Annotated in this window: 28 protein-coding genes; 17 read left to right on the top strand and 11 right to left on the bottom strand. The window is 68.2% G+C overall.

Annotation, left to right across the window (positions count from 1 at the left end):
• Window positions 1-225: 225 nt before the first annotated feature.
• The 4 genes from serS (at window position 226) to rimO (ending at window position 4,957) form a co-directional block, all read left to right on the top strand.
• Window positions 226-1,512 carry a serine--tRNA ligase gene (gene serS, locus KTC28_RS09435; RefSeq protein WP_216708669.1) on the top strand — a complete coding sequence of 429 codons (1,287 nt, stop codon included), beginning with the start codon at window positions 226-228 and terminating at the stop codon, window positions 1,510-1,512.
• A gap of 157 nt (window positions 1,513-1,669) precedes the next feature.
• Window positions 1,670-2,431, top strand: a complete 762-nt coding sequence (gene surE / locus KTC28_RS09440; protein ID WP_216708670.1) for a 5'/3'-nucleotidase SurE — start codon at window positions 1,670-1,672, stop codon at window positions 2,429-2,431.
• A 2-nt stretch (window positions 2,432-2,433) separates the two neighbouring features.
• Complete coding sequence (locus KTC28_RS09445) at window positions 2,434-3,453, top strand: M23 family metallopeptidase (protein ID WP_216708671.1); 1,020 nt, start codon at window positions 2,434-2,436, stop codon at window positions 3,451-3,453.
• Between the two features lie 175 nt (window positions 3,454-3,628).
• On the top strand, window positions 3,629-4,957 hold the full coding sequence (rimO, locus tag KTC28_RS09450; protein WP_255601878.1) for a 30S ribosomal protein S12 methylthiotransferase RimO: 1,329 nt from the start codon (window positions 3,629-3,631) through the stop codon (window positions 4,955-4,957).
• Between the two features lie 44 nt (window positions 4,958-5,001).
• Here rimO and KTC28_RS22735 read toward each other — a convergent pair whose 3' ends face one another.
• The gene (locus KTC28_RS22735; RefSeq protein ID WP_255601879.1) at window positions 5,002-5,706 is read right to left on the bottom strand and encodes a PEPxxWA-CTERM sorting domain-containing protein; all 705 of its coding nucleotides are present in this window, start codon (window positions 5,704-5,706) and stop codon (window positions 5,002-5,004) included.
• 132 nt (window positions 5,707-5,838) lie between these two features.
• Window positions 5,839-7,209 carry a tetratricopeptide repeat protein gene (locus tag KTC28_RS09460; protein WP_216708672.1) on the bottom strand — a complete coding sequence of 457 codons (1,371 nt, stop codon included), beginning with the start codon at window positions 7,207-7,209 and terminating at the stop codon, window positions 5,839-5,841.
• A 261-nt stretch (window positions 7,210-7,470) separates the two neighbouring features.
• Here KTC28_RS09460 and KTC28_RS09465 point away from each other — a divergent pair, with 261 nt between their 5' ends.
• From KTC28_RS09465 to dksA, 4 genes are all read left to right on the top strand, one after another.
• Window positions 7,471-8,871: a leucyl aminopeptidase family protein gene (locus tag KTC28_RS09465; RefSeq protein ID WP_216708673.1), complete on the top strand. Its 1,401-nt coding sequence runs from the start codon at window positions 7,471-7,473 to the stop codon at window positions 8,869-8,871.
• A 155-nt stretch (window positions 8,872-9,026) separates the two neighbouring features.
• A complete protein-coding gene (locus KTC28_RS09470; RefSeq protein WP_216708886.1) occupies window positions 9,027-9,359 on the top strand; it encodes a MarR family winged helix-turn-helix transcriptional regulator in 333 nt (110 codons plus the stop codon).
• Complete coding sequence (locus tag KTC28_RS09475) at window positions 9,322-10,221, top strand: C40 family peptidase (protein WP_216708674.1); 900 nt, start codon at window positions 9,322-9,324, stop codon at window positions 10,219-10,221. Before KTC28_RS09470 ends, KTC28_RS09475 begins: the two co-directional genes overlap by 38 nt.
• Window positions 10,222-10,316: 95 nt before the next feature.
• Window positions 10,317-10,766 (top strand): RNA polymerase-binding protein DksA, encoded by a 450-nt coding sequence (gene dksA / locus KTC28_RS09480; RefSeq protein ID WP_216708675.1) that lies wholly within the window; start codon window positions 10,317-10,319, stop codon window positions 10,764-10,766.
• On the opposite strand, the gene KTC28_RS09485 is transcribed toward dksA, so the two are convergent.
• A complete protein-coding gene (locus tag KTC28_RS09485) occupies window positions 10,767-10,925 on the bottom strand; it encodes a DUF465 domain-containing protein (RefSeq protein ID WP_216708676.1) in 159 nt (52 codons plus the stop codon).
• 198 nt (window positions 10,926-11,123) lie between these two features.
• Between KTC28_RS09485 and KTC28_RS09490 the strand changes: the two genes are divergently transcribed.
• The gene (locus tag KTC28_RS09490; RefSeq protein ID WP_216708677.1) at window positions 11,124-11,321 is read left to right on the top strand and encodes a YdcH family protein; all 198 of its coding nucleotides are present in this window, start codon (window positions 11,124-11,126) and stop codon (window positions 11,319-11,321) included.
• Window positions 11,322-11,440: 119 nt separating this feature from the next.
• Complete coding sequence (locus KTC28_RS09495) at window positions 11,441-12,130, top strand: hypothetical protein (RefSeq protein ID WP_216708678.1); 690 nt, start codon at window positions 11,441-11,443, stop codon at window positions 12,128-12,130.
• Window positions 12,131-12,174: 44 nt separating this feature from the next.
• Here KTC28_RS09495 and KTC28_RS09500 read toward each other — a convergent pair whose 3' ends face one another.
• Window positions 12,175-12,660 carry an Hsp20 family protein gene (locus KTC28_RS09500; RefSeq protein WP_216708679.1) on the bottom strand — a complete coding sequence of 162 codons (486 nt, stop codon included), beginning with the start codon at window positions 12,658-12,660 and terminating at the stop codon, window positions 12,175-12,177.
• Window positions 12,661-12,803: 143 nt separating this feature from the next.
• Between KTC28_RS09500 and KTC28_RS09505 the strand changes: the two genes are divergently transcribed.
• Genes KTC28_RS09505 through KTC28_RS09515 form a run of 3 tightly spaced genes read left to right on the top strand, consistent with a single transcriptional unit; the run spans window position 12,804 to window position 14,440 of the window.
• Entirely contained in the window at window positions 12,804-13,124 is a 321-nt protein-coding gene (locus KTC28_RS09505) for a DUF1465 family protein (RefSeq protein ID WP_216708680.1), read from the top strand.
• Window positions 13,121-13,531 carry a VOC family protein gene (locus KTC28_RS09510; protein ID WP_216708681.1) on the top strand — a complete coding sequence of 137 codons (411 nt, stop codon included), beginning with the start codon at window positions 13,121-13,123 and terminating at the stop codon, window positions 13,529-13,531. The genes KTC28_RS09505 and KTC28_RS09510 overlap by 4 nt, the downstream gene beginning before the upstream one ends.
• Window positions 13,532-13,567: 36 nt before the next feature.
• Window positions 13,568-14,440: an alpha/beta fold hydrolase gene (locus KTC28_RS09515; protein WP_216708682.1), complete on the top strand. Its 873-nt coding sequence runs from the start codon at window positions 13,568-13,570 to the stop codon at window positions 14,438-14,440.
• 197 nt (window positions 14,441-14,637) lie between these two features.
• On the opposite strand, the gene KTC28_RS09520 is transcribed toward KTC28_RS09515, so the two are convergent.
• A complete protein-coding gene (locus tag KTC28_RS09520) occupies window positions 14,638-15,045 on the bottom strand; it encodes a hypothetical protein (RefSeq protein WP_216708683.1) in 408 nt (135 codons plus the stop codon).
• Complete coding sequence (locus KTC28_RS09525; RefSeq protein WP_216708684.1) at window positions 15,042-15,797, bottom strand: hypothetical protein; 756 nt, start codon at window positions 15,795-15,797, stop codon at window positions 15,042-15,044. The genes KTC28_RS09520 and KTC28_RS09525 overlap by 4 nt, the downstream gene beginning before the upstream one ends.
• A gap of 258 nt (window positions 15,798-16,055) precedes the next feature.
• On the opposite strand from KTC28_RS09525, the gene KTC28_RS09530 reads away from it, so the two are divergent.
• Window positions 16,056-16,481, top strand: coding sequence for a DUF3592 domain-containing protein (locus tag KTC28_RS09530; protein ID WP_216708685.1), 426 nt, complete (start codon window positions 16,056-16,058; stop codon window positions 16,479-16,481).
• Here the strand turns inward: KTC28_RS09530 and mfd are convergent, their stop codons facing one another.
• The 3 genes from mfd to KTC28_RS09545 all read right to left on the bottom strand — a co-directional run bounded on the left by mfd (window position 16,482) and on the right by KTC28_RS09545 (window position 20,834).
• Window positions 16,482-20,075: a transcription-repair coupling factor gene (gene mfd / locus KTC28_RS09535; protein ID WP_216708686.1), complete on the bottom strand. Its 3,594-nt coding sequence runs from the start codon at window positions 20,073-20,075 to the stop codon at window positions 16,482-16,484. It lies immediately after the preceding gene.
• Entirely contained in the window at window positions 20,075-20,437 is a 363-nt protein-coding gene (locus KTC28_RS09540) for an endonuclease domain-containing protein (protein ID WP_255601881.1), read from the bottom strand. Before KTC28_RS09540 ends, mfd begins: the two co-directional genes overlap by 1 nt.
• Before the next feature lie 118 nt (window positions 20,438-20,555).
• Entirely contained in the window at window positions 20,556-20,834 is a 279-nt protein-coding gene (locus tag KTC28_RS09545) for a succinate dehydrogenase assembly factor 2 (protein WP_439650097.1), read from the bottom strand.
• 146 nt (window positions 20,835-20,980) lie between these two features.
• Here KTC28_RS09545 and recG point away from each other — a divergent pair, with 146 nt between their 5' ends.
• Window positions 20,981-23,047, top strand: a complete 2,067-nt coding sequence (gene recG, locus KTC28_RS09550) for an ATP-dependent DNA helicase RecG (RefSeq protein WP_216708688.1) — start codon at window positions 20,981-20,983, stop codon at window positions 23,045-23,047.
• Window positions 23,048-23,064: 17 nt separating this feature from the next.
• On the top strand, window positions 23,065-23,571 hold the full coding sequence (locus KTC28_RS09555) for an SEL1-like repeat protein (RefSeq protein ID WP_216708689.1): 507 nt from the start codon (window positions 23,065-23,067) through the stop codon (window positions 23,569-23,571).
• 153 nt (window positions 23,572-23,724) lie between these two features.
• On the opposite strand, the gene tyrS is transcribed toward KTC28_RS09555, so the two are convergent.
• A complete protein-coding gene (tyrS, locus tag KTC28_RS09560; RefSeq protein WP_216708690.1) occupies window positions 23,725-24,933 on the bottom strand; it encodes a tyrosine--tRNA ligase in 1,209 nt (402 codons plus the stop codon).
• Window positions 24,934-25,013: 80 nt separating this feature from the next.
• Here tyrS and KTC28_RS09565 point away from each other — a divergent pair, with 80 nt between their 5' ends.
• The gene (locus tag KTC28_RS09565) at window positions 25,014-26,105 is read left to right on the top strand and encodes an anhydro-N-acetylmuramic acid kinase (protein ID WP_216708691.1); all 1,092 of its coding nucleotides are present in this window, start codon (window positions 25,014-25,016) and stop codon (window positions 26,103-26,105) included.
• Here KTC28_RS09565 and KTC28_RS09570 read toward each other — a convergent pair whose 3' ends face one another.
• Window positions 26,106-26,690, bottom strand: coding sequence for a hypothetical protein (locus KTC28_RS09570; RefSeq protein WP_216708692.1), 585 nt, complete (start codon window positions 26,688-26,690; stop codon window positions 26,106-26,108).
• Window positions 26,691-26,720 lie beyond the last annotated feature (30 nt).

The raw sequence follows: 26,720 nt of genomic DNA on the forward strand, positions 1-26,720 counted from the left end.
CGCCCGCTCGCCCGCCCCTCCACCATGCAAGGGCATGGTCCCCCTCCCCGAAGGCGGGGAGGATTTAGAGCGTGCGCCCGCGCTCTCTCCCGTCATCCCCGCGCATGCGGGGACCCATCACCCCAAGCTCGGTGGTGATGGGTCCCCGCCTGCGCGGGGATGACGAGTTGTTGGGACGACCCGCGCTTGCCTCCCGCCCGCACCCCCGCCATAGCCTCCCGCATCATGCACGACATCAAAGCCATCCGCGCCGACCCGGCCGCCTTCGACGCGGGACTCGCGCGGCGGGGGGTACAGGCGGCAAGCGATCTCCTTATCTCTGGTGATGCCGAACTTCGTAGTTTGCGTCAGTTAGAAGAGGCTGCTCAGGCCCGTCGCAAGGAGGTTTCGCGCGAGGTAGGACAGGCAATGGCGAAGGGAGATATCGCCCTTGCCGACGAATTGCGTGCCCGCGTTATTCACGATCTTGCCCCCGCGACTGTCGAGGTTCGTGAGAAGCGGCAGGCCGTAATCGAGACCGAGCTTGAAGCCGAGATTTCCGGCCTCCCCAACATCCCTGCCCCCGACGTCCCGGACGGTCTCGACGAATCTGGCAACGTCGTCGTCCACACGCGCGGCACCCTCCCAACCTTCGACTTCACCCCCCGCGAACACGACACCCTCGCGCTGAAATTCGGCTACGACCCCGATACCGCCGCGACCATCGCCGGTGCGCGTTTCGCTGTCCTCAAGGGTCCGCTCGCCCGGCTCCACCGCGCGCTCGGGCAGTTCATGATCGACCGGCATGTCGAGACCGGGGGCTTTACCGAGGTCGCGCCGCCGCTGCTCGTGCTCGAGAAGGCGGTGTTCGGCGCGGGGCAATTGCCGAAGTTCGCCGATGATTTGTTCAAGACGACCGACGGGCGCTACCTGATCTCGACGGCGGAAGTGTCGCTGACCAACCTCGTCCGCGAGAAGATCGTCGACGCCGCCGACCTGCCGCTGCGCTTCACCGCGCTGACCCCGTGCTTCCGGTCGGAGGCCGGGTCGGCGGGGCGCGACACGCGCGGGCTGATCCGCCAGCACCAGTTCGACAAGGTCGAGCTCGTGGCGATCGTCGCCGATGCCGAGGCCGCCGCTGCCGAGCACGAACGCATGACCGCGCACGCCGAGGCGATCCTCGATGCGCTCGGGCTGCCGTATCGCCGGATGCTGCTGTGCGCAGGCGACATGGGGTTTTCGGCGCGCAAGACCTACGACCTCGAGGTCTGGCTGCCGGGGCAGGGCGCGTATCGCGAGATTTCGAGCTGTTCGGACTGCGGCGACTTTCAGGCGCGGCGGATGGACGCCCGCTACAAGACGCGCGGCGAGAAGGGTACGAAGTTCGTCCACACACTCAACGGCTCGGCGCTCGCGGTCGGGCGGACGCTGGTTGCGGTGATCGAGAATTATCAGCGGGCGGATGGGTCGGTCGCGGTGCCCGAGGTGTTGGCTCCGTACATGGGCGGGGTGACGGAGTTGGTGCCAAACTAAATCCTCCCCGGCTTGGGGAGGGGGACCGCGCGGCTTCTTCAGCCGCGTGGTGGAGGGGCGGTCGAGCGGACTCGAATCTTAGTCCGTTCGACCGCCCCTCCACCGCAAGCGCGGTCCCCCTCCCCGAAGTCGGGGAGGATAAGGAAGAAAGACAGACATGCGCATTCTCCTGACCAACGACGACGGCATCGAGGCTCCCGGGCTCGTCGCGCTCGAGGCGATCGCGCGCGAATTGTCCGACGACGTCTGGGTCGTCGCGCCCGCCGAGGAGCAGTCGGGGACGGGGCATAGCCTGACGCTGACCGCGCCGATCCGGCTGCGGCAGCTCGGGGAAAAGCGCTTCGCCGTGCGCGGGACACCGACCGACAGTGTGATGATGGCGATCGGCCATGTGATGAAGGACCACCGCCCCGACCTGCTGCTGTCCGGCGTCAATCGCGGGCCGAACATGGCCGAGGACGTGACGTATTCGGGCACCGTCTCGGCGGCGATGGAGGGGTGCCTTGCCGGCGTCCGCTCGATCGCGCTGAGCCAGGCGATGGGCGACTACACCGTCGGCAACGAGGATTTCAGCCCCGCGATCAAGCACGGCGCCGAGATCATTCGGCGACTCAACGGGACCGATTGGCCGGCGGGCGTGCTGATGAACGTCAATTTCCCGGCGGGTGTGGCGAAGGGCGTCCGCGTCGCCGAACAGGGGTTCCGCGATTACGGCAACATCAACATCGTCGGGCGGACCGACCCGCGCGGCTTCCCGTATTTCTGGTTCGGCTATGGCCGCGAGGTCGAGACGCCGCGCCATGCGACCGACCTCGAGGCGGTGCGCGGCGGCTGGGTGTCGGTGACGCCGCTCCACCTCGACCTGACGCATTACCCGACGATGGCGGCGTTGCGCGAAGCGATGGCGGGGCTCGAATAATCATGCGGCGCGCGGCGGTCCTGATTACCGCCGGGCTGCTCGCCGGATGCGGCGGGCGGGTCGCGGCCCCGCGCTATGTCCCTGCGCCTGCGCCGCGCCCGATCGCTGCCCCCGCCGCCGCCCCCGCGCCAAAGCCGCCATGGCAGGCGCACAGGGTCGTCACCGACGCGGTCGCGGTTCCCGGCGGGCGCATCCACACCGTCAAGTACGGCGAGACCGGCATCGCCATCGCCCGGGCGTACGGCGTGACGTGGAGCCGGATCGTCGCGGCGAACCACTTGAAGCCGCCGTACACGATCGAGATCGGCGACAAATTGCTCCTGCCGAGCGCGAAGCAGGTCGCGGCGATGTCGGTCGAGGAGCGCGCCAAGGCGTTCAGGATCGACATCGACGACCTGATCACTGGGGCCGAACCGGCGGGCGGCGACCCGGTGACTGGCGCAGCAAAGCCGAGGCCGCGCCCCGCAACGCCGCGCCCCGCGACGCGTGCGCCCGTCGCAATCGCCGCCGCACCCGAGGCGCCGTACACCGCGCCGAGGGCCGCACCCAAACCCGCCGCGAGCAGGCCGTTCGTTCCGCGACCGACCCCTCCGACCGCAACCGCCGCGCTCGCCCCGCTCCCTGCGCTGCCGACCGGAACGCCGGTGTTCGCGTGGCCGATCGAGGGGCGCGTGCTGTCGAGCTTCGGGCCGAAGCCGGGCGGCCGCTACAACGATGGGATCAACCTCAAGGCGAGCCCCGGGACCGCCGTCCGCGCCGCTGCCGACGGGGTCGTCGCCTATGCGGGCGACGCGGTCGCGGGGTTCGGCAACCTGATCCTGATCAAGCACGCCGACGGCTGGGTCTCGGCGTACGGGCATAACGAGACGCTGCTCGTCGCGCGCGGCGCGAAGGTGGCGAAGGGCGACGTCATCGCGCGATCGGGCGCGACGGGGGCGGTCGACGAGCCGCAACTCCATTTCGAACTGCGGCGGGGGCGGGCGGCGACCGATCCGGTCAAGCTGCTGCCGCCAAGGTCGTAACTTCTCCCGACCGTCACCCCGGCGAAGGCCGGGGCCCATAGTTGAGCAAGCGACGAACTGCGCGTTGCGGGGAGAGTTGGGCCCCGGCCTGCGCCGTGGTGACGTATGTTGCAGGGTGACGGGTGCTGCGGGATGACGGCTCGAAGTTTTTCGATTTATCCCCTACAGGCCCCCGATGACCCTCATCCTCGAACCCGCGCCGAAAATCGGCATGGTCTCGCTCGGCTGCCCCAAGGCGCTGGTCGATTCCGAACGCATCCTGACCCAGCTGCGGTCGGACGGCTATCGCATGTCGCCCGACTATGCCGGGGCCGACGTCGTGCTGGTCAACACCTGCGGCTTCCTCGACTCGGCCAAGGCCGAGAGCCTCGCTGCGATCGGCGAGGCGATCGCCGAGAACGGGCGCGTCATCGTCACCGGCTGTTTGGGCCACGAGGCCGACATGATCCGCGCGGCGCACCCCAAGGTTCTTGCGGTGACCGGGCCGCAGCAATATGCCGACGTCGTCGCCGCGGTTCACGCCGCCGCGCCGGTGGCACCATCGGTGTACCTCGACCTCGTCCCCGACATCGGGCTCAAGCTGACCCCGCGCCATTACAGCTATCTCAAGATTTCGGAGGGCTGCAACCACCGCTGCAAGTTCTGCATCATCCCGTCGATCCGCGGCGATCTCGTCAGCCGCCCCGCGAATGCAGTGGTGCGCGAGGCGGAGAAGCTCGTCGCCGGGGGGACGAAGGAGCTGCTCGTCATCAGCCAGGACACGAGCGCCTACGGCGTCGACATCGGCCACGCGGTGTCGGTGCTGGGCGGGCAGCCGATCCGCGCACATGTCGTCGATCTCGCCCGAGCACTCGGGGCGACCGGCGCGTGGGTGCGGCTGCATTACATCTACCCGTATCCGCACGTCGATAACCTGATACCGCTGATGGCCGAGGGGCTGGTGCTGCCGTACCTCGACATCCCGTTCCAGCATGCGTCGCCGAGCGTTCTCAAGGCGATGCGGCGTCCGGCGAACGAGGCGAAGGTGCTCGACCGCATCCGGCGGTGGCGGAGCGTCCAGCCCGACCTCGCGCTGCGCTCGACATTCATCGTCGGCTTCCCCGGCGAGACCGAGGCCGATTTCCAATACCTGCTCGACTGGTTGAGCGAGGCGCAGATCGACCGCGCCGGGTGCTTCAAATACGAGGCGGTTGCGGGCGCGGCGGCGAACGAATTGCCCGGAGCCGTGCCGGAGGAGGTCAAGTCCGACCGCTGGCACCGCTTCATGGCGCACCAGTCGGCAATCAGCGAAGCCCGGCTGACGTTGAAGATCGGGCGCACGCTCGACGTCCTGATCGACGCGGTCGACGACGAGGGCGGCGCATCCGGCCGCTCGAAGTACGACGCACCGGAGATCGACGGCGAGGTCCACCTCCGCGACGCAGGCGGCCTCGCGGCCGGCGATATCGTCACCGTCCGGGTCGAGGACGCCGACGAGGTCGACCTGTTCGGCGTGCCGGTCTGACGGCGACGGCCGGTGTTGCCACCGGTCGCCGCCGCTTCCCCCGCTCAGGCTGCGACGCTGACCGTGCCGGCACGGCGTCGCATGACGCCACCGATCAGGCCGAACCCGGCCAGCATCATTGCCCAGCTCGCCGGCTCGGGAACCGTTCCGCCGATCGCCGCGACCCCGGTCGCACGAACATTGTCGAGCCCGTAGAACTCGTCGCCGGTGCCCTGGTTGGTGTTGCTGGTGAAGCTGATCTGCGTCGTCGCGCCATGGACGGCGAAGGTCTGCGAAAAGCCGTAGGTCGCGTCGCCGGAATTGCCGTAGCCGAGCGTGTTGATCGCGCTTGCCCCGCTCTGGTCGGGCCTGCCGACGACCGGATAGTTCTGCGTGTCGCCCGCGAAGTTGGCGAAGCTGTTGTTGAGCAGGCCAGGGCCACCGACGACACCGACGACGAACGAGTCGGGGTTGGCCACGCTGTTGCCGCCGAAGGGCCCGTCACCATCGACCGTCATGATCGCGTACAGGTCGTACGACAACGTCACCGACGTCAGGCCTGCAGTATTGAGGGTGAGTGTCGCGGTGCCGCCGTTGGCGAGCGGACCAAGGAAATGCTGGCCCGACGGCGCGGGGACGATGCTGCCGGCTCCGGTGAAGCCTGTGGTGCTGCCGTGCTCGAAATCGTTCGAATAGACCGACACTGCTCCGGCGGGGAGCGCCGATCCGATCAGCGCCATCGCGCCGCCAAGCAACCAAAGCTGTTTCATTGACTATCTCCTGTTAGCGATCTGCCGCCGTGCCGCCTCGGCACACAGGGTTAATGTCGCATTGACGAAGATTCTTATTCCGGCATGAACCGGCACGAGCCCGCATCTTGCTGCAGCGCCGCGTAATCAGGGTCAGACGGTGCCGTCTGCCCCAGTGGCGAGCGATGCGCGCCGCCGCATCGCGTCGAACATCGGGTCGCCCGCGAGACTGCGGAGCATGACCTCGCCCGGCAGTCCCGCGATGCCCGTCTCATGCGCAGCGGCCGCCGCACGCAATTCGGCGAGCGCGAAATCGCGGCGGCCCTGGAGCGCGGCGATCCGGGCGCGATCGAAATGCTGGCCGGTCGCCGCCATCCGTGACGCGATTTCCTCGAGCAGCCCGGCTTCGCCACCGCGTTGAAACGCGACGCGATCGCTCGCGAGCCCGGCGGCTTCGCGAGCGTCGCCTTTCAAGCGGCACGCAATTGCTGCCTCGGCGAGATACGTCGTGCCGTCGCCGCGCGCGAGGGCAAGGTCGGCAAGGTAGCGGTGGCTCGACATGTGCGACGGCGACCCCGCCGCGACCGCGTGCAGCGCCGCGAGGCCTTCGTCGCGACGCCCTGCGAGGTAGGCGATCAGGCCATAGTCGGCGGCGATCGGGGTCGACTGAGGCTCGAGCCGCCGTGCCTCGCCGATCGCGTCCAATGCCGCCGCCGCCTCCCCGTTGGCGCTGAGCGCGGTCGCGTACCAGTGCCACGTCTGGGCGTCGCGGGGAGCGATCGCGCGGGCGCGGGCGAATTCGGCGCGCGCGGTGGCGAGGTCGAGGTTGCCCCAGAAGGCGACGAAGGCGAGGACGCGATGCGCCGCGAGCAGCCCGGGATCGAGCGCGACCGCCGCCTGGGCGGCAGCGGCGGCGGCACGGTACGCGGTATCGCTCGGGAACGCGGTGTACTCGCGGAGCATGAGGTAGGTCTCGCCGAGCGCCGCGTACGCCGGGGCCGCACCGGGATCGCGGGCGATGACCGCGCCGAACTCGCCGACGGCGCGGTTGAGGCTGGCCGGCGAGCGCAGGTCGAGGTCGTACGTTGCGGCGAGATAGTCGCGTTCGACTGCGGGATCGGCGAAGGCGGGGCGGGATGGAGAAGCGACCGGGGCACGCATCGAGATGATGATGGCCGCGACCACAGCGCCGGCAACGGCCACGGCACCGGCACCGGCATAAGCCAGTCGCCGCCGTCGAAACCCCTCGGCGATGCCGACTGGAGCAGGGGGTGCGGCGATGTCGGTCGCGACCGGCGTGATGTCGGCAGGGGTCGCCAATGCCCCGCCCGGCCTCTCGCTCTGGAGCCACGCGGCGAGTTCGTTGGGCAGGGCATAGATCGACGAGCGCCCCGCGCCGGGCATCCGCCGCACCGGCAACCCGCGCTGCGCCGCCCAGCGCATCACCGTGCTCTGGTCGCGGCCGAAATAATCGGCGATCGACTTCCAGCCCTTGAGCGCGGTGTTTGGCGGCGAATCAGCCATTCTGCTTAGCGGCCCCCACGCCTGCACTGCGACGATCATTGTTACGGCGTAGCAGAGGGTTGCGCTACCCCAAGCGACGAACGAGCCGACCGCAGGCGCGCTGCATATTTCGCTGTCGCAAAACATGCGGCGCGGGTTAGCGTGTCGAATGAAGCCAATCAGCACCGCCAGCAGCACGCCGCGTACCCACCATTCGGCGGCAACTCACCGACCGTTGAGACATGCTGCGAGATTTACCGGTCGCCTTGCGATGGTGACCGCATGACCGACTTCGCGTCGCTCCTCGTCGCCGACACGGGCCAGCCCGCGCGGACGATCGCCCTCGTCGACTCGGCAGGCCTCGCAGACTGGCTGGCGGCGGCGAGCGACCGGGCGCGGGTGGCGGTCGATGCAGCGGGTTTCGTGGGCGGCGCGGGGGAGGTTGTGATCGTCGGCGGGGATGCTGCCGGTGACTGGTCGGTGCTGGCCGGCGTGGTCGACCGCCTCGATCCGTGGGCGCTGGCAGCGGCGGCGGAGAAATTGCCGGCGGGAACCTACCGGCTGGCTGACGCGGCACCGGGGCCGGCGGCGTTCGGCTGGCTGATGGCGCAGCATCGCTTCGACCGTTACCGCGCGCCAAAGGCGGTAGCCCCTCGCATCCTGCTGACACCCGACACCGCGAGCATCGACGCGACGGTCCAGCTTGCCGAGGCGACCGCGCTCGTCCGCGATCTGGTCGACACCCCGGCGGGCGACATGGACCCCGCCGCACTCGCCGACGCGATCCGCGCCGAGGGCGAGCGCTTCGGCGCGGTCGTCGACGTGATCACCGGCGACGACCTGCGCACCGGTTTCCCCGCGATCGACGCCGTCGGCCGCGCCGCCGCGGTCGGCCCGCGCTTGATCGACCTGACGTGGGGCGACCCGGCGCATCCCAAGCTGACCCTCGTCGGCAAGGGGGTGACGTTTGATTCAGGCGGGCTCGACATCAAGCCGGCGAGCGGCATGCGGTTGATGAAGAAGGACATGGGCGGCGCGGCGCATGCGCTGGCGCTGGCCCGGCTGGTGATGGGCGCAAGGCTGCCGGTTCGGTTGCGACTGATTGTCCCGGCGGTCGAGAACGCGATCGCGGGGAATGCCTTTCGCCCCGGCGACGTGCTGCGGACGCGCGCCGGAATTACCGTCGAGGTCGGCAACACCGATGCTGAGGGGCGGCTGATCCTCGCCGACGCGCTCGCGCTGGCGCAGGAAGATGCGCCCGACCTGCTGCTCGACATGGCGACGCTGACCGGCGCGGCGCGGGTCGCGCTCGGCCCCGACCTGCCTGCATTGTTCAGCCATAGTGATGGTATCGCTGCCGAACTCCTTGCTGGCGGCGTTACCGCACGCGATCAATTATGGCGGATGCCGCTGTGGGCGCCGTATGCCGAGATGATCAAATCAGGCATTGCCGACATCGACAACTCGGGGGAGGGAGGCTTCGCCGGATGCATCACTGCGGCGCTTTTCCTCGACCGATTCGTCGCGCCCGGAGTGCCATGGGCGCACGTCGACCTGTTCGCATGGAACCCGGCGGCCAAGCCCGGGCGGCCAAAGGGCGGAGCGGCAACGGGCTTGCGCGCCTTGTGGTCGATGCTCCAAAATCGTTTCGCCATTGACGAGTTTGGTACACCTTCGTACTGAACTGGTAAGAAATCATATCAGCGAGGAAACAAGTACCGACCTCAAACAGTTAATGACTTTAACGCCCGCGTCGGTGACGGCGCGCCCAGTGCGAGGATTGCCAAATGAGTGCTGCCGCCGACCATGATATGACTGGCGAACCACTCGCCGCCTGGATGGGAACGCTGATCGACTATGTTCAGTCGGCGCGACCTGACCTCACCAACCGCCAGATGGCGCTGCTTATGGTGGTCTATCTGCTCCCCGGGCCCCACACAGTTCGCGGACTTGCCGCCCGTCTTCACGTCTCGAAGCCGGTCGTGACGCGCGCGCTCAATACCCTGGGCGCGCTCGGCTACCTCCGCCGCCAGAAAGACGACAGCGACCTGCGCAACATTTTCGTCGAGCAGACGCCGACGGGCCTTGCCTTCCTCGAGGAGTTCGCCGAACTCATCGAGCGGACGGAGGGGCATGATCACAAGCGCACCGGACGGCGGACGTCGCATTAGACAGGCGCACCTCGCGGGCCCGTCGCGACGGCTCGACCCGCGAACCCATGCTGTCCGTCCCGATCTCGCCGACATCGGATTGGCGGGGATCGTCGTCGCGCCGCGCTTTGCCGATGGCGTCGTCATGCATGCCGTGGTAGCCGCGGCGATGCTACGGGCCGCGCCCGAAGATAACGCGACCGCTGTCAGCGCCGTGTTGTTCGGCGAGAAGTTCACCGTATTTGACGTCGCGCATGGTTGGGCCTGGGGTCAATGCGACCACGATTCGTACGTCGGATGGGTGCGCGCAAGTGCGATCAAGCCGGGTATGGTGTCGCCGACGCACCGGGTCATCGCTCCGACTGCCGCGATTTTCGCCCGGCCCGACATCAAGACGCGGGTTGTGGGGTCTTTACCGCTCAACGCCCGGCTCGCGGCCAGCGCAGCCGGGGCGGACTTCGTCGCAGCGGGCGGAGGGTTCGTTCACCGCCGTCACGTCAGCGAACTGGGTAACCCGATAGCCGAGAGCCTCGATCCCGTGACGATCGCGCTCGGCTTCATCGGTACGCCATACGTCTGGGGCGGCCGGACACACGAAGGGATCGACTGTTCCGGCCTGACTCAAGCTGTTCTGATCGCACATGGAATCGCCTGCCCGCGCGATTCGGACCAGCAGCGCGACGCCTTCGCCCCAGTCGACCCCGCCAATCGGCGACGCGGTGATCTCGTGGTCTTTCCAGGCCATGTCGGAATTCTCGCCGACCCGCTCACGCTGGTTCACGCCAACGCCTATTGGATGGCGGCCGTCGTCGAACCGCTCGCCGATGTCGCCGCCCGGATCGAGCCGGTCGGATACCGGCGGCCAATGGTTGACGGCCGGTAATCTCAACCACTTGTTCCGCCGCATGATCCTCGCTACAGGCCGCGTCGGGGCGGTTTCGAATAGCGTTATGCGTTCCAGGCGGGAGTCGAGGGTCGATGTCAGGGTCACCGACAATTCAGATCGATGCCACGTTGTCGCCGCCGGACACGCGCTACGTGCCGTCGCCCGATGAAGCCTTCATGAATCCGCGCCAGCTGGCGTATTTCCAGCGTAAGTTGCTGGATTGGCGGGAGGCGATCCTTGCCGAGGCGCGCGAGACGCTCGCCACCCTGCAGGTCGAGTCTCTCCGCGAACCCGATGTCACCGACCGCGCCGCGACCGAGACCGACTGGTCGATCGAGCTTCGCACCCGCGACCGCCAGCGCAAGTTGATCTCCAAGATCGAGGCGGCGCTGCGCCGGATCGATACCGGCGACTACGGATGGTGCGAGGTCAGCGGGGAGCCGATCTCGCTCCAGCGGCTCGAGGCGCGCCCGATCGCGACGATGACGCTCGAAGCGCAGGAGCGTCACGAGCGCGCCGAGCGCGTCACCCGGGACGAGTAGCTACGCCGGCTGGACGAGCTGCTCCTTCAATCGCAGCTTTTCCTTCTTCAGCTTGGCCATCCGCAAGGTATCGGGGAGGGGGGCGAGCGCCTCCCGGGCAAGCTGGGCTTCGAGCGAAGCATGTTTGGTCGACAGCGATGCGCGGTGGACATTGGTCATGTCGTTCCCTTCGACTGGCTGGTGGGCAATGAAACAATCACGGGGCCGGGAAAAAGTCGCATCATTTTTCCTGTGGTGCGCCGGACTGCGTATTCTGGGCGGCGGACGGCGCGTACCTACCAGCGGTAGATTGCGGATAGCGCGGCGGACCAAGCTGCTATGCTGACCGGCGACGACTCGGGTGCGGGAGGACGGCGGATGGATGAGACGGAACTGCAGGCGCGGCTCCATATCCTGACGCAGGAGCACCGCGACCTCGACGCCGCGATCGATGCGCTGCGTGGGTTGCCAGGACACGACCAGATTCAGCTGGCGCGGCTCAAGAAGCGGAAACTGCGGCTGCGCGACGAGATCGCGGTGGTCCACGACTGGCTCGTCCCCGACATCATCGCCTGACGCCGCTTGGTCGGGACAGCACGGTTCTCGCCATCGGCTTGCACCGCGGGCGGTCGCCAGGCCATTGTCCTTGACGGTCGGGGCCATCGCTCCCGCCTGCTGCCGGGGGGAAGCGCGACATGGCACGAACGGGGTCGGCCTATATCTTCTTCCTCGCCGGTTTTGCGGCGATCCTCGCCGGCTTCTGGCCGACCTTTTACGGCGACCCGGCGAGCAACGACGTCTGGCACACGCTCCACGGCATCGCCTCGACGTTGTGGGTCGTCCTGCTCATCGTCCAGTCGCTGCTGATCGGCCGCCGCAACCATCGCCTGCACGAAAGGCTCGGCTGGCTGTCGCTCGGCCTGTTCGCGGTCCTGATGGCGACCAGCGGCTATATGGTCTGGGTCGAGCTCGTCGGGGTCGAGCCGTTTCCGCACGAGCTGCGGCTTAGCCTGTTGTTCCTCGACGTCATGCTGCTGCTGCTGTTCGTCGCGACCTATGGCCTGGGCCTCGCCTATCGGCGGCAGCGGCGGCTACATGCGCGGCTGATGGGGTCGACGATCCTGATCGGGCTCGGGCCCGCGCTTGGCCGGTTGTACGGCGAGCAGATCCCAGCGCTCCACGGCCTCGCCGGTGCCCTGCCGTGGATGTTCTGGACGATCGAGGCCGTCCTCGTGGTCGCGATCGTGCTCGACCTGCGCGGCGGGCGGCTGCCGTGGCCGTTCCCGACGATGCTCGCTGCCTTCGTCGCGATCCAGCTCGGCAGCGACTGGGCGACTGGGCCGACCTTCGCGGCGCTGGCCCGGACCGCCGGGGCGCCGATCTGAGCAAAGAGTGACGGGGCCGGCGAACCGGCCCCGTCGATTGCGGCTTACGCGGCGAGCTTGGCGGGCTCGGCCTGCGCGTCGATCGCCGGCTGGGTCGCGGCGACATCGCCGATCTCGACCTTGCGCGGCTTCTTGTGCTCGGGGATCTCGCGGACGAGATCGATGTTGAGCAGGCCGTCGGCGTAGCTGGCGTTGGTCACCTTGATCGTGTCGGCAAGCTGGAAGCGGCGCTCGAACGCGCGCTTGGCGATCCCGCGGTGGAGATACTGGCGCTCGGGCGATGCGGCCTCCTCGGACGCGTTACCGGTGACGATCAGCGTGTTCTCCTGGACGGTCAGGTCGAGTTCGTTACGTGCAAAGCCCGCGACCGCCATCGCGACGCGGTAGCTGCCGTCGCCGGTCTTCTCGATGTTGTACGGGGGATAGCCGTTGTCGCTGGTATCGCCGCGCGAGGCGAGGTCGACGAGCCGGTTGAGGTTCTCGAACCCGACCGAGGCGCGGAGCAGCGGGGAAATATCAAAGGTACGCATGGGGTTCATCCTTTTAGCAAAGCAATGATCCTCCCGCCCGATGGGCCGGGAAGCGCCGCCCCCCGATAGGCGAGGCGACCCCCGGAATCTGGTGAGGCGCAGTGGGACTTCAAGGCCCTTGCAAACCATGCCATGCTCGAAAAATGGAGCCTGCCGCGGAAACATTATACGCTGAAGCGATGACGCTCGCGGCGCAGGCACGCCAATATTTCGACCCCGGCGGGGAGGGGGACGCCGCGCGCGCGCGGCTGCGCCCCGAAAGCCGTCTTGCCGTCGCGACCGAATCGCTGCGGGTGACGTCGCGGCTGCTCGAGGTCGTCAGCGCGCTCATCGTCCGCGAGGCCGGGGGCACGCCGCTGGTCCGCCCGCGCGATTTCGCCCCCGTCCCCGAACGCATGGGCGGCCCCGGGCGGGCGATCGTTGCGGGCGTCCGCGACCTGTACATGAGGACCTTCGCCGAATGACGCCGCGCTTCCACCTCGCGTTTCCAGTCGACGATCTCGCCGCCGCGCGCGGTTTCTACGGCGGCGCGCTCGGCTGCGGCGAGGGGCGGTCGGCTGAGACGTGGGTCGACTTCGACCTCTACGGTCACCAGCTCGTCGCGCACCTCGCTCCCGGCTCGCTGATCCATCGGAATGCCGTCGACGGCGACGCGGTGCCGGTGCCGCACTTCGGCCTCGTCCTCGGCTGGGACGACTGGGAGGCATTGCGCGACCGTCTCGTCGCGGCGAACCAGCGCTTCGAGATCGAGCCGCATATCCGCTTCAAGGGCGAGACCGGCGAGCAGGCGACGATGTTCCTGTTCGATCCCGCGGGCAACGCGCTCGAGTTCAAGGCGTTCAAGGACATCGGGCAGCTGTTTGCCCGTTAGCGGGAGCAGGCGGCCGTCACCCGCTGAGGAGCTGCAATGTTCGACGATTTCACCCGCGGCACGTTCGACTCCGACGGCGTCGACATCGCCTACTGGACCGCCGGGAGCGGACCGCCGCTGCTCCTGATCCACGGTTACCCGCAGACCCACGTCATGTGGCACAAGCTCGCCCCGGCGCTGGCCGAGCGCTTCACCGTCGTCGCCCCCGACCTGCGCGGCTACGGCGACAGCGCCAAGCCCGCGGGAGATAAGGATCACGCCAACTACTCCAAGCGAACGATGGCGAACGACCTTGTCGGGGTCATGGCGAGCCTCGGCCACGAAAGCTTCGCCGTCGCCGGGCACGACCGCGGCGCGCGGGTCGCGTACCGCATGGCGCTCGACCACCCGGCGGCAGTCGAGCGCGTCGCCGTCCTCGATATCGTGCCCACCAAGAAGGTCTACGACGCCACCGACCGCGCGCTGGCGACGGGCTATTTCCACTGGTTCTTCCTGATTCAGCGGCAACCGATCCCCGAAAACCTGATCGGCGGCGCGGTCGACACCTGGCTCGACATGGCGTTCGGAAACTGGGCCGGGGTCAAGGACGCCTTCACCCCCGAAGCCCGCGCCGAATACCGCCGCGCCTTCGCCACCCCCGAAGCGATCCACGCGACCTGCGAGTGCTACCGCGCCGGGGCGACGGTGGACTACGCCAACGACGCCGCGACGATCGCCGCGGGTGGCAAGATCGCCGCGCCGCTGCTCGCCTTGTGGGGCGAACACGGGCGGGTTGCGGCGCTCGACCCGCTGGCGACATGGCGCGACTACGCCGCCGACGTCCGCGGCCACAGCCTCGATTGCGGGCACTTCCTGCCCGAGGAGCGCCCGGAGGAGACGCTGGCGGCGCTGCTCGACTTCTTCGCCTGACCGAGTCGCGGTGTAGGACGTGTCAGGCTGGATTGACGAAGTTGATGAACCTGACGCCACGCCGAGATGAAACGCGCCCCCCACGCGGCGCTTGGCGACTGGCGGCAGGCTGGACCGGGGCGAGGGTGCGGACATCGGGTGAGCCTGACGTATTTGCCAGGGTGTAGGACAGCGGTTTGTTTTGGCGGCTGTCAGCCTCAGCGTCGGCGGAAGGGCCAAAGCGGTGTCCTGCTCAACGCAATGGTCCCGACGATTGCAAACATGACCGACAAGGCAGCGAGTACCCACATCCCAGTGAGGTCGCTCCCCGACAACCCGCTGAACTTCGCGATAAGTATGTCGGTCACCGGCGCGATGATCAGCACTGGCGCGAGAAGACGAATGGCCCACGGATCGAACGACGTGACGCCCAACCCCCAATACAGCACCGGAAGCATGATTAGCCAATAGAGCGGGTTACCGTGAGACGCCAAGTATCCGTGAGGCACCAGGATGTAGGTCGTCGACAAGACCGGCATGAGTGCCGCAGCCAAGCCCGCGAGGTTCGCAACCGTCATCGGCACATCGCGCTTGAGGTAGTCATAGGGGCGCGTTTTATCGCTCATTTTTGGACGGAATGGACGATGAGAACCGAAACGTCATGAAGCGCCCCGCTATAAGAGCTAGCTGAAATTCCATAGACTGCTGCAAACGCATTGAGCAACTTCATCCGCACAATCAGCGTGATCCGCGCTGCCGGAACCCGTTTCATACCCTGCAGTTCTAGAGCTTCCGTAAGCTGGCGACGCATCGGCCGGCTGATGGGTGAACCCTGAACAAGATCCCATGTGCGGGCCCCCGTCTTGCCAATTCCTTTTTCCAGAGCAGCCGCCTCTTTAAATGCCGCTGCGGAACCAAAGAGACCTGCAAAATCTAAAGCATCGTTTGCGACGACATAGACCAGCGTCTTGTCAGCCTTCGTAACAAGCGCGCCGTGCCCGGAATATATTGCTGTAAGGCGGCCTACTGAATTGAGAACCTGAGCGCTAGAAGCAATCGCGCCGCTCCACATTACTACGGTACCCGTTAGGCTGAGGCCTCCTGTTTCAGGTGCCGCCGCAGCGGTGCCGACGACACCGATCCATGACAGTGTCGCCCCGCCGAGATTGAGCGCAAGTTGGCCCCATTCCTTGCCGATATTAGGCTTTTCCTCGGCGGGTGTGCTCACCGTCGCTGGCCGAGTCGGTCGCAAGGGTGGTCGAAGCTCGATAACGACAAAAGGCTCATCGGGCTTCGACCCGCGGAGGGTGACGATGCGCCCGCCTTCCGCAACTTTGACGCCCATGCCGCGCATCTCCGGGACGCTGTCGACAGCCATTAGAAGCTTCGCACCGTATCCGGAATGCAGTGCCGTCGCAGCCGGGGCAGTGTGTCCACCGGCTTGCACGGGAGCCTGTGCTCGACTGGCCATATCTCAACCCCCTGCTGGAAATGCCGACAAAACTTGCCTCGATCTCAGTATCGATCTTCAACCGTAACGCTCTATCGAGATGGAAGTGCCTGTTTATAAAGTGTCGACAACGATTGATTGGTAACGCGGATCAGCTTGGCTGAATTTGGCCAAAGGGGGAGTGACATGGCAGATGGTGAGCCGCGCCGCATTGGAGCAATCCTGTTTGTGGGCATCGGCGTCGCTGCGTTGGCCGTGGGTCTATGGCAAGGCGTGCAGACCGAGCGCTTCGTCGGGCGCGCGGTCGCCGCCACCGGCCACGTCGTTGCAGTACCCGGCCAGGAGTCGCCGACGATGTCGGGCGCGCACCCGATGGTCGAGTTCACCGCCGCCGATGGCAGCATCGTCCGCTACCGGCAGGACGGGATGGGCGCGCGCACGATCGGCACGCCGGTCGACCTGCTCTACGATCCGGCGGCACCGGCGGACACTGCGGTCGTCGGCGGCTTCTGGACGCTTTGGTTTCCGGTCGCGGGGCCGATTGTCCTCGGATTGGCCTTCATCCTCGTGCCGCTGCTGGGCATTCCGATCGGCCTTCGCGGCGCGCGCTGACTACCGCCGCCCCTTCGCCTTGAACACGCTCGGCCGTGCCGGCATCGGCGCAGGCTTGCTCGCCAGTTTCGGTTTCGCCACCGCCTTCGGCTCCGCCGGCTTGACGCTCGCCCCGCCCGCGATCCGCGCCAGCCCCTTCGCCAGCGCCATCGCGCCCTTGAGCCGGGCCGCGGTGTCGCTCCATTCGCCGCCGACGAACAGCTTCTGGTCGGGGCGGAACTTGGCGCGGTCGCCGAGCCTCGCGACATAGTCCATCAGGCCGCCGCCGTTGGGGAACTGGTCGTTCTGGAAGGTGACGAGCGCGCCCTTCGCCCCGGCGTCCAGTTTGGCGATGTTGGCGCGGACGCAATATTGCTTGATCTCGATGACCTGGATCAGGTTGGCGACCTCCATCGGCAGCGAGCCGAAGCGGTCGATCATCTCCGCGGCGAAGCCGTCGATCGCGGCGCGGTCCTCGAGCTCGTTCAGGCGGCGGTACAGCGCCATCCGCAGGTTGAGGTCGGGGACATAATCCTCGGGGATGAGGATCGCGGCGTCGATCGTGATGGTCGGCGAGAAGCCCTCCTCGGGGATCTTGAGCCCCGCGGCGCCGGCGCGGGCCTCGACGATCGCGTCCTCGAGCATCGACTGGTAGAGTTCGAAGCCGATCTCGCGGATATGCCCCGACTGCTCGTCACCGAGCAAATTGCCCGCGCCGCGAATGTCGAGGTCGTGGCTCGCGAGCTGGAACCCCGCGCCGAGGCTGTCGAGCGACGACAGCACCTGCAGCCGCTTCTCGGCGGTCTCGGTGATGATCCGGTCGGCCGGCGTCGTCATGTACGCATACGCCCGCGTCTTCGACCGGCCGACCCGGCCTCGCAATTGGTACAATTGCGCCAGGCCGAACCGGTCGGATCGGTGGATGATCATCGTATTCGCGCTCGGGATATCGAGGCCGCTTTCGACGATCGTCGTCGACAGCAGGACATCGTAGCGGCGGTCGTAGAACGCGCTCATCCGCTCCTCGACTTCGCTCGGGGCCATCTGGCCGTGCGCGGTGACGAAGGTGACCTCGGGGACCGACTTGCGGAGGAATTCCTCGATGTCGGGGAGCTCGGCGATCTTGGGGGTGACGAAGAAGCTCTGGCCGCCGCGATAATGTTCGCGCAGCAGCGCCTCGCGCAGGACGACCTCGTCCCACGGCATGACGTAGGTGCGGACCGCGAGGCGGTCGACCGGCGGGGTGGCGATGATCGACAGTTCGCGTAAGCCCGTCAGCGCCATCTGCAGCGTTCGCGGGATCGGCGTCGCGGTCAGCGTCAGGACGTGGACGTCGGTCTTGAGGTTCTTGAGGCGCTCCTTGGCGGTGACGCCGAAGCGCTGTTCCTCGTCGACGATGACGAGGCCGAGGCGCTTGAACTCAATCGACTTGGCCAGGATCGCGTGGGTACCGACGACGATGTCGACGGTGCCGTCGGCAAGGCCGGCGCGCGCCTCGTTCGCCGAGCCGGCGGTGACGAGGCGCGACAACTGGCGGATCTCGATCGGCAGCCCGGCGAAGCGCTCCTTGAAGCCGGCGAAATGCTGGCGCGCGAGGAGGGTGGTGGGGCAGACGATCGCGACCTGCTGGCCGCTCATCGCGGCGGCATAAGCGGCGCGCAGCGCGACCTCGGTCTTGCCGAAGCCGACGTCGCCGCAGATCAGCCGGTCCATCGGGCGCCCCGATGCGAGGTCGCCCAAGACGTCGTCGATCGCCTTCATCTGGTCTTCGGTCTCGGTGTAGGGGAAGCGGTCGGCGAACTCGGCATAGCCCTGCGCGTCGGGAACGGCGGCGTCGGCTTCGCGCAGCGCGCGCGCGGCGGCGGTCTTCATCAACTCACCCGCGATTTCGCGGATGCGGTCCTTCATCTTCGCCTTGCGCGCCTGCCACGCGACGCCGCCGAGCTTGTCGAGCGCGACGCCTTCGGACTCGGAGCCGTAGCGCGACAGGACGTCGATATTCTCGACTGGCACGTACAACTTGTCGCCGCCGCCATAGCTGAGCATGACGCAGTCGTGCGGCGCGCGGCTCGCCTTGGTCGCGCCGATGTCGACCGCGAACAGGCCTTCGTAGCGCCCGATGCCGTGGTCCTTGTGGACGAGCAGGTCGCCGGGCGACAGCATCGCCAGCTCGGCCATGAAGGCGTCGGCCTTTTTGGCGGATCGGCGGCGGCGGACGAGGCGGTCGCCGAGCATGTCCTGCTCGGTGAGGACGGCGACGTCGCGCTGGCTGAAGCCGTGATCGAGCGGCAGGACGGTGAGGGCGACGCGGCCGTCGGACGCGATACCCAACGCCTCCTGCCACGAATCGGCGGTCGCGACGTTGGTCACGCCGTGGTCGCCGAGGAGCCCGCTCAGCCGCTCGCGCGACCCGTTCGAATAACTGGCGAGGATGATCCGGCGCTTTTCGGTGCGCAGCCGGTCGATGTGCTCCTTGACCGCTTCGTAGACGTTCGACTGCGCCGTCCGTTCGGGGGTGAAGTCGCGCGGCGGGGTCGTCTCGCAGTCGATCGTCCGGCGGGTGCCGTCGGGGACGCCGAACGGCGAGGTCAGATGCGTCCGCGTGCCGGCGAGCAACCGGGTCCACTCGTCGCGCCCGAGATAGAGCGATGCCGGTTCGAGCGGGCGGTAGCTGCCCTTCTTCGCCGACAGCGCGGCTTTGCGGTTGTCGTGATATTCCGCGATCGCCTCGAAGCGCGCATCGGCGGCAGAGGCGGTCCCGGCCTCGCGGACGACGACCGCACCGTCACCGAGATAGTCGAACAGCGTCGACAGGCCGGGCTCGAACAGCGGCAGCCAATGCTCCATCCCCGCGAGCCGCCGCCCGTCGGAGATCGCTTCGTACAGTGGATCGCCGGTCGCGGTCGCGCCGAACGCGTCGAGATAGCCCTTGCGGAACGCCTTGATGCTGTCGTCGCTGAGCAGGACCTCGTTGACCGGCAGCAGCGAGAAGCCCTTCGCCGTTTCGACGGTGCGCTGGGTGGCGGGGTCGAAACGGCGGACGGTCTCGATCTCGTCGCCGAAGAAGTCGAGGCGCAGCGCGTAGGTGTCGCCTGCGGCGAACAGGTCGAGCAGCCCGCCGCGAACGGCGTATTCGCCCGCCTCGAACACCGTGTCGGTGCGGACATAGCCGTTCGCGGTCAGCATCGCCGCAAGCTTGTCGCGGTCGATCCGCGCGCCGGGCTTGATCTCGGCGGTCAGGTCCTTGATCCGCGCCGGGGGCAGGGTGCGCTGGAGGACGGCGTTGACCGTGGTGACGAGCAACTGCGCCTTGTCGGTCGGGGCGGCCAAGGCGGAGAGCGCCGCCAGCCGGTCGCTCGACACCCGCATCGACGGCGACGCACGGTCGTACGGCAGGCAGTCCCACGCCGGGAAATACACCGTCTCGATCTCGGGGGCGAAATACGTCACCGCGTCGAGCATCCCGCGCGCCGAACTGTCGTCGGCAGCGATGAATACCGCGCGGCCCTTCGCGGCGCGCGCGACGTCGGCCATCAGCCACGGCTGGTAGCCGGCGACGCAGCCCGCGAGGGTGAGCGACTCGCGCGCGGAGATGAGGGATTTCAGGTCGAGCATTACTGCCCCCCCTCCCATTCAGGGGAGGGGGCCGGGGGGTGGGGCAGGGGCCCAAAACGAGGTGGCATCGCCCGCGCGGTCACGAAAATCGCGTCGAGGACACGATCGATGTCAGCGGAGACCTCCGCATTGCCGAAGCGCAAAACCTTGAAACCTTTTTGAAGTAAGTCGTCATCGCGGCGGATATCCTGTTCGGCGCGATGCGTCGCCCCGTCGAGTTCGACAACGAGTCCGACCAGCGGGCAGAAGAAGTCGACGATGTAAGGCTCGATGACCGACTGCCGCCGGAACTTGTAACCCGTCTGCGACGCGCGAAGATGACTCCATAACACGGCTTCAGGCTTCGTCGGGTCGTTGCGCATGCTGGTCGCAAAGCTACGGAGGCGGGGGTCCAATCGGGCGGTCATTGCGTGGCGACTGCCCCACCCCCGGCCCCTCCCCTGAAGGGGAGGGGAGGCAGAAAGAGAGGGGAGGCCGCGCTCACCGCATCGACCTCGCGATATAATCGAGCTTCCGCATCGCCGCCATCTGCTCGCCCTCGAAACGCTCGGGGGGCACGGCTTTCCCGATCGCCCACGCCATGATGTCGACGTCCTGCTCCTCGAGCAGCGCCTCGAACCAGTCGATCTCGGCGATGCCCCACGACGCGGCATGGCGGTCGGCGAACCCCCCGATCATCAGGTCGGCTTCGCGCGTGCCTCGGTGCCACGCGCGGAAGGCGAGGCGGCGCTGGCGGAATTCGAGATCGTTCATTGCCATTCCAGCCTCCACCAGCGGGCGCGAGCCCGGCACTCTAACACCGGGCGCAAGCCCGGCACCCTGACACCGGGCGTAAGCCCGAAACGCCAATACGCGCCCGCCGGTTCTCCCCGCGAGCGCGTTCGTCTATGCGGTGTGACATAGCCATGCGCCCCGCCTTGCTCAACCCGCTGTTCGCCGAGACCGGTGCCCTCAAGGGCGTCGGGCCGACGCTCGTGCGGCAATTGGCGCGGCTCAAGCTGACCCGGGCGATCGATCTCGTCTTCCATCTGCCCGTCATGGCGATCGAGCGCGTCCGGCTGGCGGCGCTCGACGAGGCGTATGTCGACCGGACGATCACCGTCACCGTGACCCCGGTCAGTTACGAGAGCGGCGGCGCGCGCGCGCCGTTCCGCGTCCAGTGTGTCGACACCGCGAACACCTACATCGCGCTCGTCTATTTCGGGCAGGGCGGGAGCTATGCGCGCAAGCTGCTCCCGGTCGGCGAAGCGCGCGTCATATCGGGCAAGCTCGACCGCTACGGCCAGTGGCTGCAGATGGCGCACCCCGATTTCGTCGTCGCTCCCGATGCGGCGAACACGATCCCGCCGCGCGAGCCGGTCTATGGGCTGACCGAGGGGGTGACCAACCGGCGGATGGCGTCGTTCGTCGAGACTGCGCTCGAACGCGCCCCCGAGCTCCCCGAATGGATCGAACCGAGCGTCCTGGCGCGGACCCGCTGGACGCCGTGGCGCGCGGCGCTGGCGGCGGCGCACGCGATGCGCGACGATAGCAGCGCGCACGACCGACTGGCGTACGACGAACTGCTGGCGAACCAGCTTGCACTGCTCCTCGTCCGCGCAAGCACGCGGCGGCGGCGCGGGCGAGCGTTGCCGGGGACGGGGGCGTTGACCGGCGCACTGGTCGCCCAACTGCCGTGGCCGCTGACGGGGGCGCAGCGCCGCTCGATCGAGGAAATCCGCGGCGACCTCGCACAGTCGGCGCCGATGCTGCGGCTGCTCCAGGGCGACGTCGGCGCGGGCAAGACGATGGTCGCGCTGGCGGCGATGCTGACCGCAGTCGAGAGCGGGAGCCAGGCAGCGTTCCTCGCCCCGACCGAAATCCTCGCGCGCCAGCACCACGCCAAGCTGACCGAGCTGCTCGGCGACCTGCCCGTCCGCGTCGCGATCCTGACCGGGCGCGACAAGGGGCGCGAGCGCGCCGCGCTGCTCGACCGGTTGGCTTCGGGAGAGATCGACATCTTGATCGGGACGCATGCGATCTTCCAGGAGGCGGTGGCGTACCGCGACCTCGGGCTGGTCGTCGTCGACGAACAGCACAAGTTCGGCGTCCACCAGCGGCTGATGCTCAGCGCCAAGGCCGACACCCCGCCGCACCTGCTGGTGATGACCGCGACGCCGATCCCGCGGACGCTGGCGCTGACCGCATACGGCGAGATGGATGTGTCGAAGCTCGACGAGCTGCCGCCCGGGCGCCAGCCGATCGACACGCGGGTGGTGGCCGCGAGCCGGATCGAGGACGTCGTCGCCGGGCTCGCGCGCCACGTCGACGGCGGCGGGCAGGCGTATTGGGTCTGCCCGCTCGTCGAGGGGTCGGAGGACGGCGACGATGCGGCGGCGACGACCCGCGCGGCGATGTTGCGGGCGCGCTTCGGCGACACCGTCGGGCTCGTCCATGGGCGGATGAAGGGGCCTGAAAAAGACGCGGTGATGGCCGACTTCGCCGCCGACCGGATCAAGCTGCTCGTGGCGACGACGGTGATCGAGGTCGGGGTCGACGTGCCCAACGCGACGCTGATGATCGTCGAGGCGGCCGAACGCTTCGGGCTGGCGCAGCTCCACCAGCTGCGCGGGCGGGTCGGGCGCGGCAGCGCGAAGTCGGTCTGCCTGCTGCTGCGCGGCGACGTCGTCTCGGAGACGGCGAAGGCGCGGCTGGCGCTGATGCGCGAGACCAATGACGGCTTCCGCATCGCCGAGGAGGATCTGAAGCTGCGCGGCGCGGGCGAAATCCTCGGGACAAAACAGTCGGGCGACGCCGCCTTCCGCCTCGCCGACCCCGAGCGGACCGCGCGGCTGATCGGCATCGCCCGCGACGACGCCCGGCTCCTGCTCGACCGCGACGGCGGCCTCGACAGCCCGCGCGGGCAGGCGGCGCGGGTTCTGCTGTATCTGTTCGAGCGCGATGCAGCCGTTGGGTTGTTGCGATCGGGCTGAAGGTTTAAGCCACCTGCATGCCGTTTCTCTTCCTCCTCGCCGCCGCCGCGCTCGCCGCGTCGCCCGCGCCCCCTGCGTCGACCCCCGTCGCGACGGCGCTCGACGCGGGCATCGACGCGTATCGTGCCGGGAATTTTGCCGCGGCGCGGACCCAGTTCGCCGCGCTCGCCGACCGCGATTCGGCGGTTGCGGAGACGATGCTCGGCACGATGTACGCAAGGGGCGAGGGCGTTCGCTCCGACGCCGCGACGGCGGTAACCTATTATTATCGCGCGGCGCAGCGCGGCTATCCGCCCGCGCAGCTCGCGCTCGCGCAGGCGATGGCGGCGGGCAAGGGCATCGCCGCGGATCGCGACACGGCATGGCTGTGGGCGCGGCGAGCGCAGCAGCGCGGCGACCAGCGGACGATCGCGGCGGCAGCGGCGGTCGCGGCGTCGCTCGCAGCGGGCCGCTCGCCGACCGACTTGGCGGCGCTGGAGAATCGCCTCGACGGCTGGCGGCCTTGGGCGAGCGGGCGGGATTAGTTGGGAACCCCTCCCCTTCAGGGGAGGGGCGAGAGACGCGCCGGTTGGCGCGGCCCGGGGGTGGGGCCTTCTCGGGCTGAGGTGATCGTGGCGACTGCCCCACCCCCGACCCCTCCCCTAAAGGGGAGGGGAGCAGCAAGGACGGGCTCGCCCCTACCCCTCGACCAACATCCCATGCCGCTTCTTCCCCGCCGACACCTTCGCCGGAGCGTTCACCAGCATCGCTTCGTCGGTCACCGCAACCCCGTCGACCCGCGCGCCGCCGCCCCGGACCAACCGCCGCGCGTCGCCCTTCGACGCGGCGAAGCCTAGCCCGATTAGCGCATCGAGGAGCGAGACCTCGCCCGCGATCGCAAAGCTCGGCAGGTCGTTGCCCGCATCCCCGGCGAATGTCGCGCGCGCGGTCTCCGCCGCCGCAACCGCCGCCGCCTCGCCCCGGCACAGCGCAGTCGCGGCGTTGGCGAGCGCGATCTTCGCGGCGTTGATCTCCGCCCCCGGCAGCGCCTCGAACGCCTCGATCTCGTCGAGCGGCAGATCGGTGAACAGCCGCAAAAACCGCCCGACGTCGGCGTCGTGGGTATTCCGCCAGAACTGCCAGTAATCGTACGCCGGGAGCGAATCCTCGTGGAGCCACACCGCCCCCGCCGCGGTCTTGCCCATCTTGGCGCCGTCGGCGGTGGTGATCAGCGGCGTCGTCAGGCCGAACGCCGGCTTGCCGTCGACCCGGCGGATCAGGTCGGTGCCGTTGACGATATTCCCCCATTGGTCCGACCCGCCCATCTGGAGCGAGCAGCCGACCCGGCGCGACAGTTCGAGGAAGTCGTACGCCTGGAGGATCATGTAGTTGAATTCGAGGAAGCTGAGCGGCTGCTCGCGGTCGAGGCGCAGCTTGACCGAATCGAAGGTCAGCATCCGGTTGACGCTGAAATGCCGCCCGATGTCGCGGAGGAACGGGATGTACGCGAGGCCGTCGAGCCAGTCGGCGTTGTTGAGCATCACCGCCGCGTTGGGGCCGTCGAAGTCGAGGAAACGCTCGAAGATGCGGCGGATGCTCGCCATGTTCGCGGCGATCCGCGCGTCGTCGAGCAGCTGCCGCCCCTCGTCCTTGCCTGACGGATCGCCGACCTTGGTCGTCCCCCCGCCCATCAGCACGACCGGCTTGTGGCCGGACTGCTGGAGGTGGCGGAGCATCATGATCGAAACGAGATTGCCGACGTGGAGCGACGGCGCGGTGCAGTCGTAGCCGACGTACGCGGTCACCGGCCCCGCGAGCGCGGCGGCGTCCAATGCGGCGGCATCGGTGATCTGGTGGACGAAGCCGCGTTCGTCCAAGGTGCGGAGAAAGGTGGAGGCGTGGGTCATGGTGAAATTGGCCTAAAGCATCCGCAAACATTCGTCATCCCTGCGAAAGCGGCGGTGACGGCGATCGAAAGAAGTGGGTGATGCTCGCAGTCGGACTCATGTCGGGAACGTCGATGGACGGGATCGATGCGGCGTTGATCGAGACCGACGGGGTCGACGCGGTCCGCCGGATCGCGTTCTCGACCGAGCCGTACGACGAGGCGTTTCGTGCGCGGCTGCGCGGCGCAATGTCGGCGGCGCTGGCAATGGCCGCTCCCGCGCCGGACGTCGAAATCGACAGCGTCGCCCGCGAGCTGACCGAGCGGCACGCGGCGGCGGTGACGGCGTTGCTCGCCGCAGCCGGGGTGGCGGCGAGCGCGGTCGACGTCGTCGGTTTCCACGGCCAGACGATCGCGCACCGCCCCGACCGCCGCTGGACATGGCAGATCGGCGACGGCGCACTCCTCGCCCGGCTGACCGGGATCGAGGTCGTCAGCGACTTTCGCTCGGCCGACGTCGCCGCGGGCGGGCACGGCGCGCCGCTCGCTCCCGCGTATCACCGCGCGCTCGTCGCCGGGCTGGGGTCGGAGCCGGTCGCGGTGCTCAATCTCGGCGGGGTCGGGAATATCACTTGGTTCGGGGCGAGTGGGTGGGGCAGCTTCGACACCGGGCCGGGCAATGCGCTGATCGACGACTGGGTCCGCGCGGGCAACGGATCAAGCCACGATGCGGGAGGCGCGCTCGCCAGCAGCGGCATCGTCCACGAGCAGGTCGTCGATGCGATGCTCGACCTCGACTGGTTCGACCTGCCGGGGCCGAAGTCACTCGACCGCGCAGACTTCGGCCTCGGCACGGTGCGCGGACTGAGCCTCGCCGACGGTGCCGCGACGCTGACCGCCTTCACCGCGGCGACGGTCGCGCAGGCGCTCCGCCACGTCGCCGACCGCCCGGCGCACTTGCTCGTGACGGGGGGCGGGCGGCATAATCCGGCGTTGATGGCGATGCTTGCGACACGGACTGGGCTGCAAGTCACGCCGGTCGAGGCAGTCGGCTGGGACGGCGACGCGCTCGAAGCGGAGGCGTTCGGCTATCTCGCGGTGCGGGTGCTTAATGGGCTGCCGACGAGCTGGCCCGAGACGACCGGCGTGCCGCAACCGGTCACCGGCGGGCGGATCGATCGTCCGGCGGGCTGATCAAATCGCGATCGCGACCCCGCCGAGCGTGCGAGAAATCGTGTAGATGGGGACATTAGCCGACGGATAGCCGTGGTAACCGATGCTCTCAGGCGACGCGATATAATCGACCTGAACGACAAGGCTCATTGCGCCGGTGTAGGTGGTCGGGCGCTCGGTCAGATAGTAGGTCTGGTTCTTGCCCTTAGCATCGCGCCGGATGCGGCCCTTGACCGGGTCGATCAGCGCGCGGATCGCGGTATTGACCTGCGCCTTCTGGTGGGCGGCGACCGGAAACTTTGTGCCTGGCTGACCTCCGGGGAAGTGCTTGTCGCCGTGGACATCGTAAGTCATCGTGATCGGGGTCGTGTTGACCCGGTTGATCAGCCCCGGCTTGAGCGCGTTGATCACCTCGGGACGTTGCATCCCGTCCCACAGCGCCGCCGTGTTCGCCGCGATCTCGGCGTTGAGCATCGCAATCGTTATGCCGGGAACCTGCAGCATCGACGTATCGATGCCGGTGATCGACGGCGTCAGCTTGAGCAGCGCGCTGTTGAGATCGTGCAACGTGTTAAGCACCGTCGCCGGCTGCTTGTTGTCGCGCATAACACCCTCCGTCGTCGCCGCCGCCGCTTT

This window comes from Polymorphobacter megasporae (assembly GCF_018982885.2).
In the GTDB taxonomy this organism is placed as follows: domain Bacteria; phylum Pseudomonadota; class Alphaproteobacteria; order Sphingomonadales; family Sphingomonadaceae; genus Polymorphobacter_B; species Polymorphobacter_B megasporae.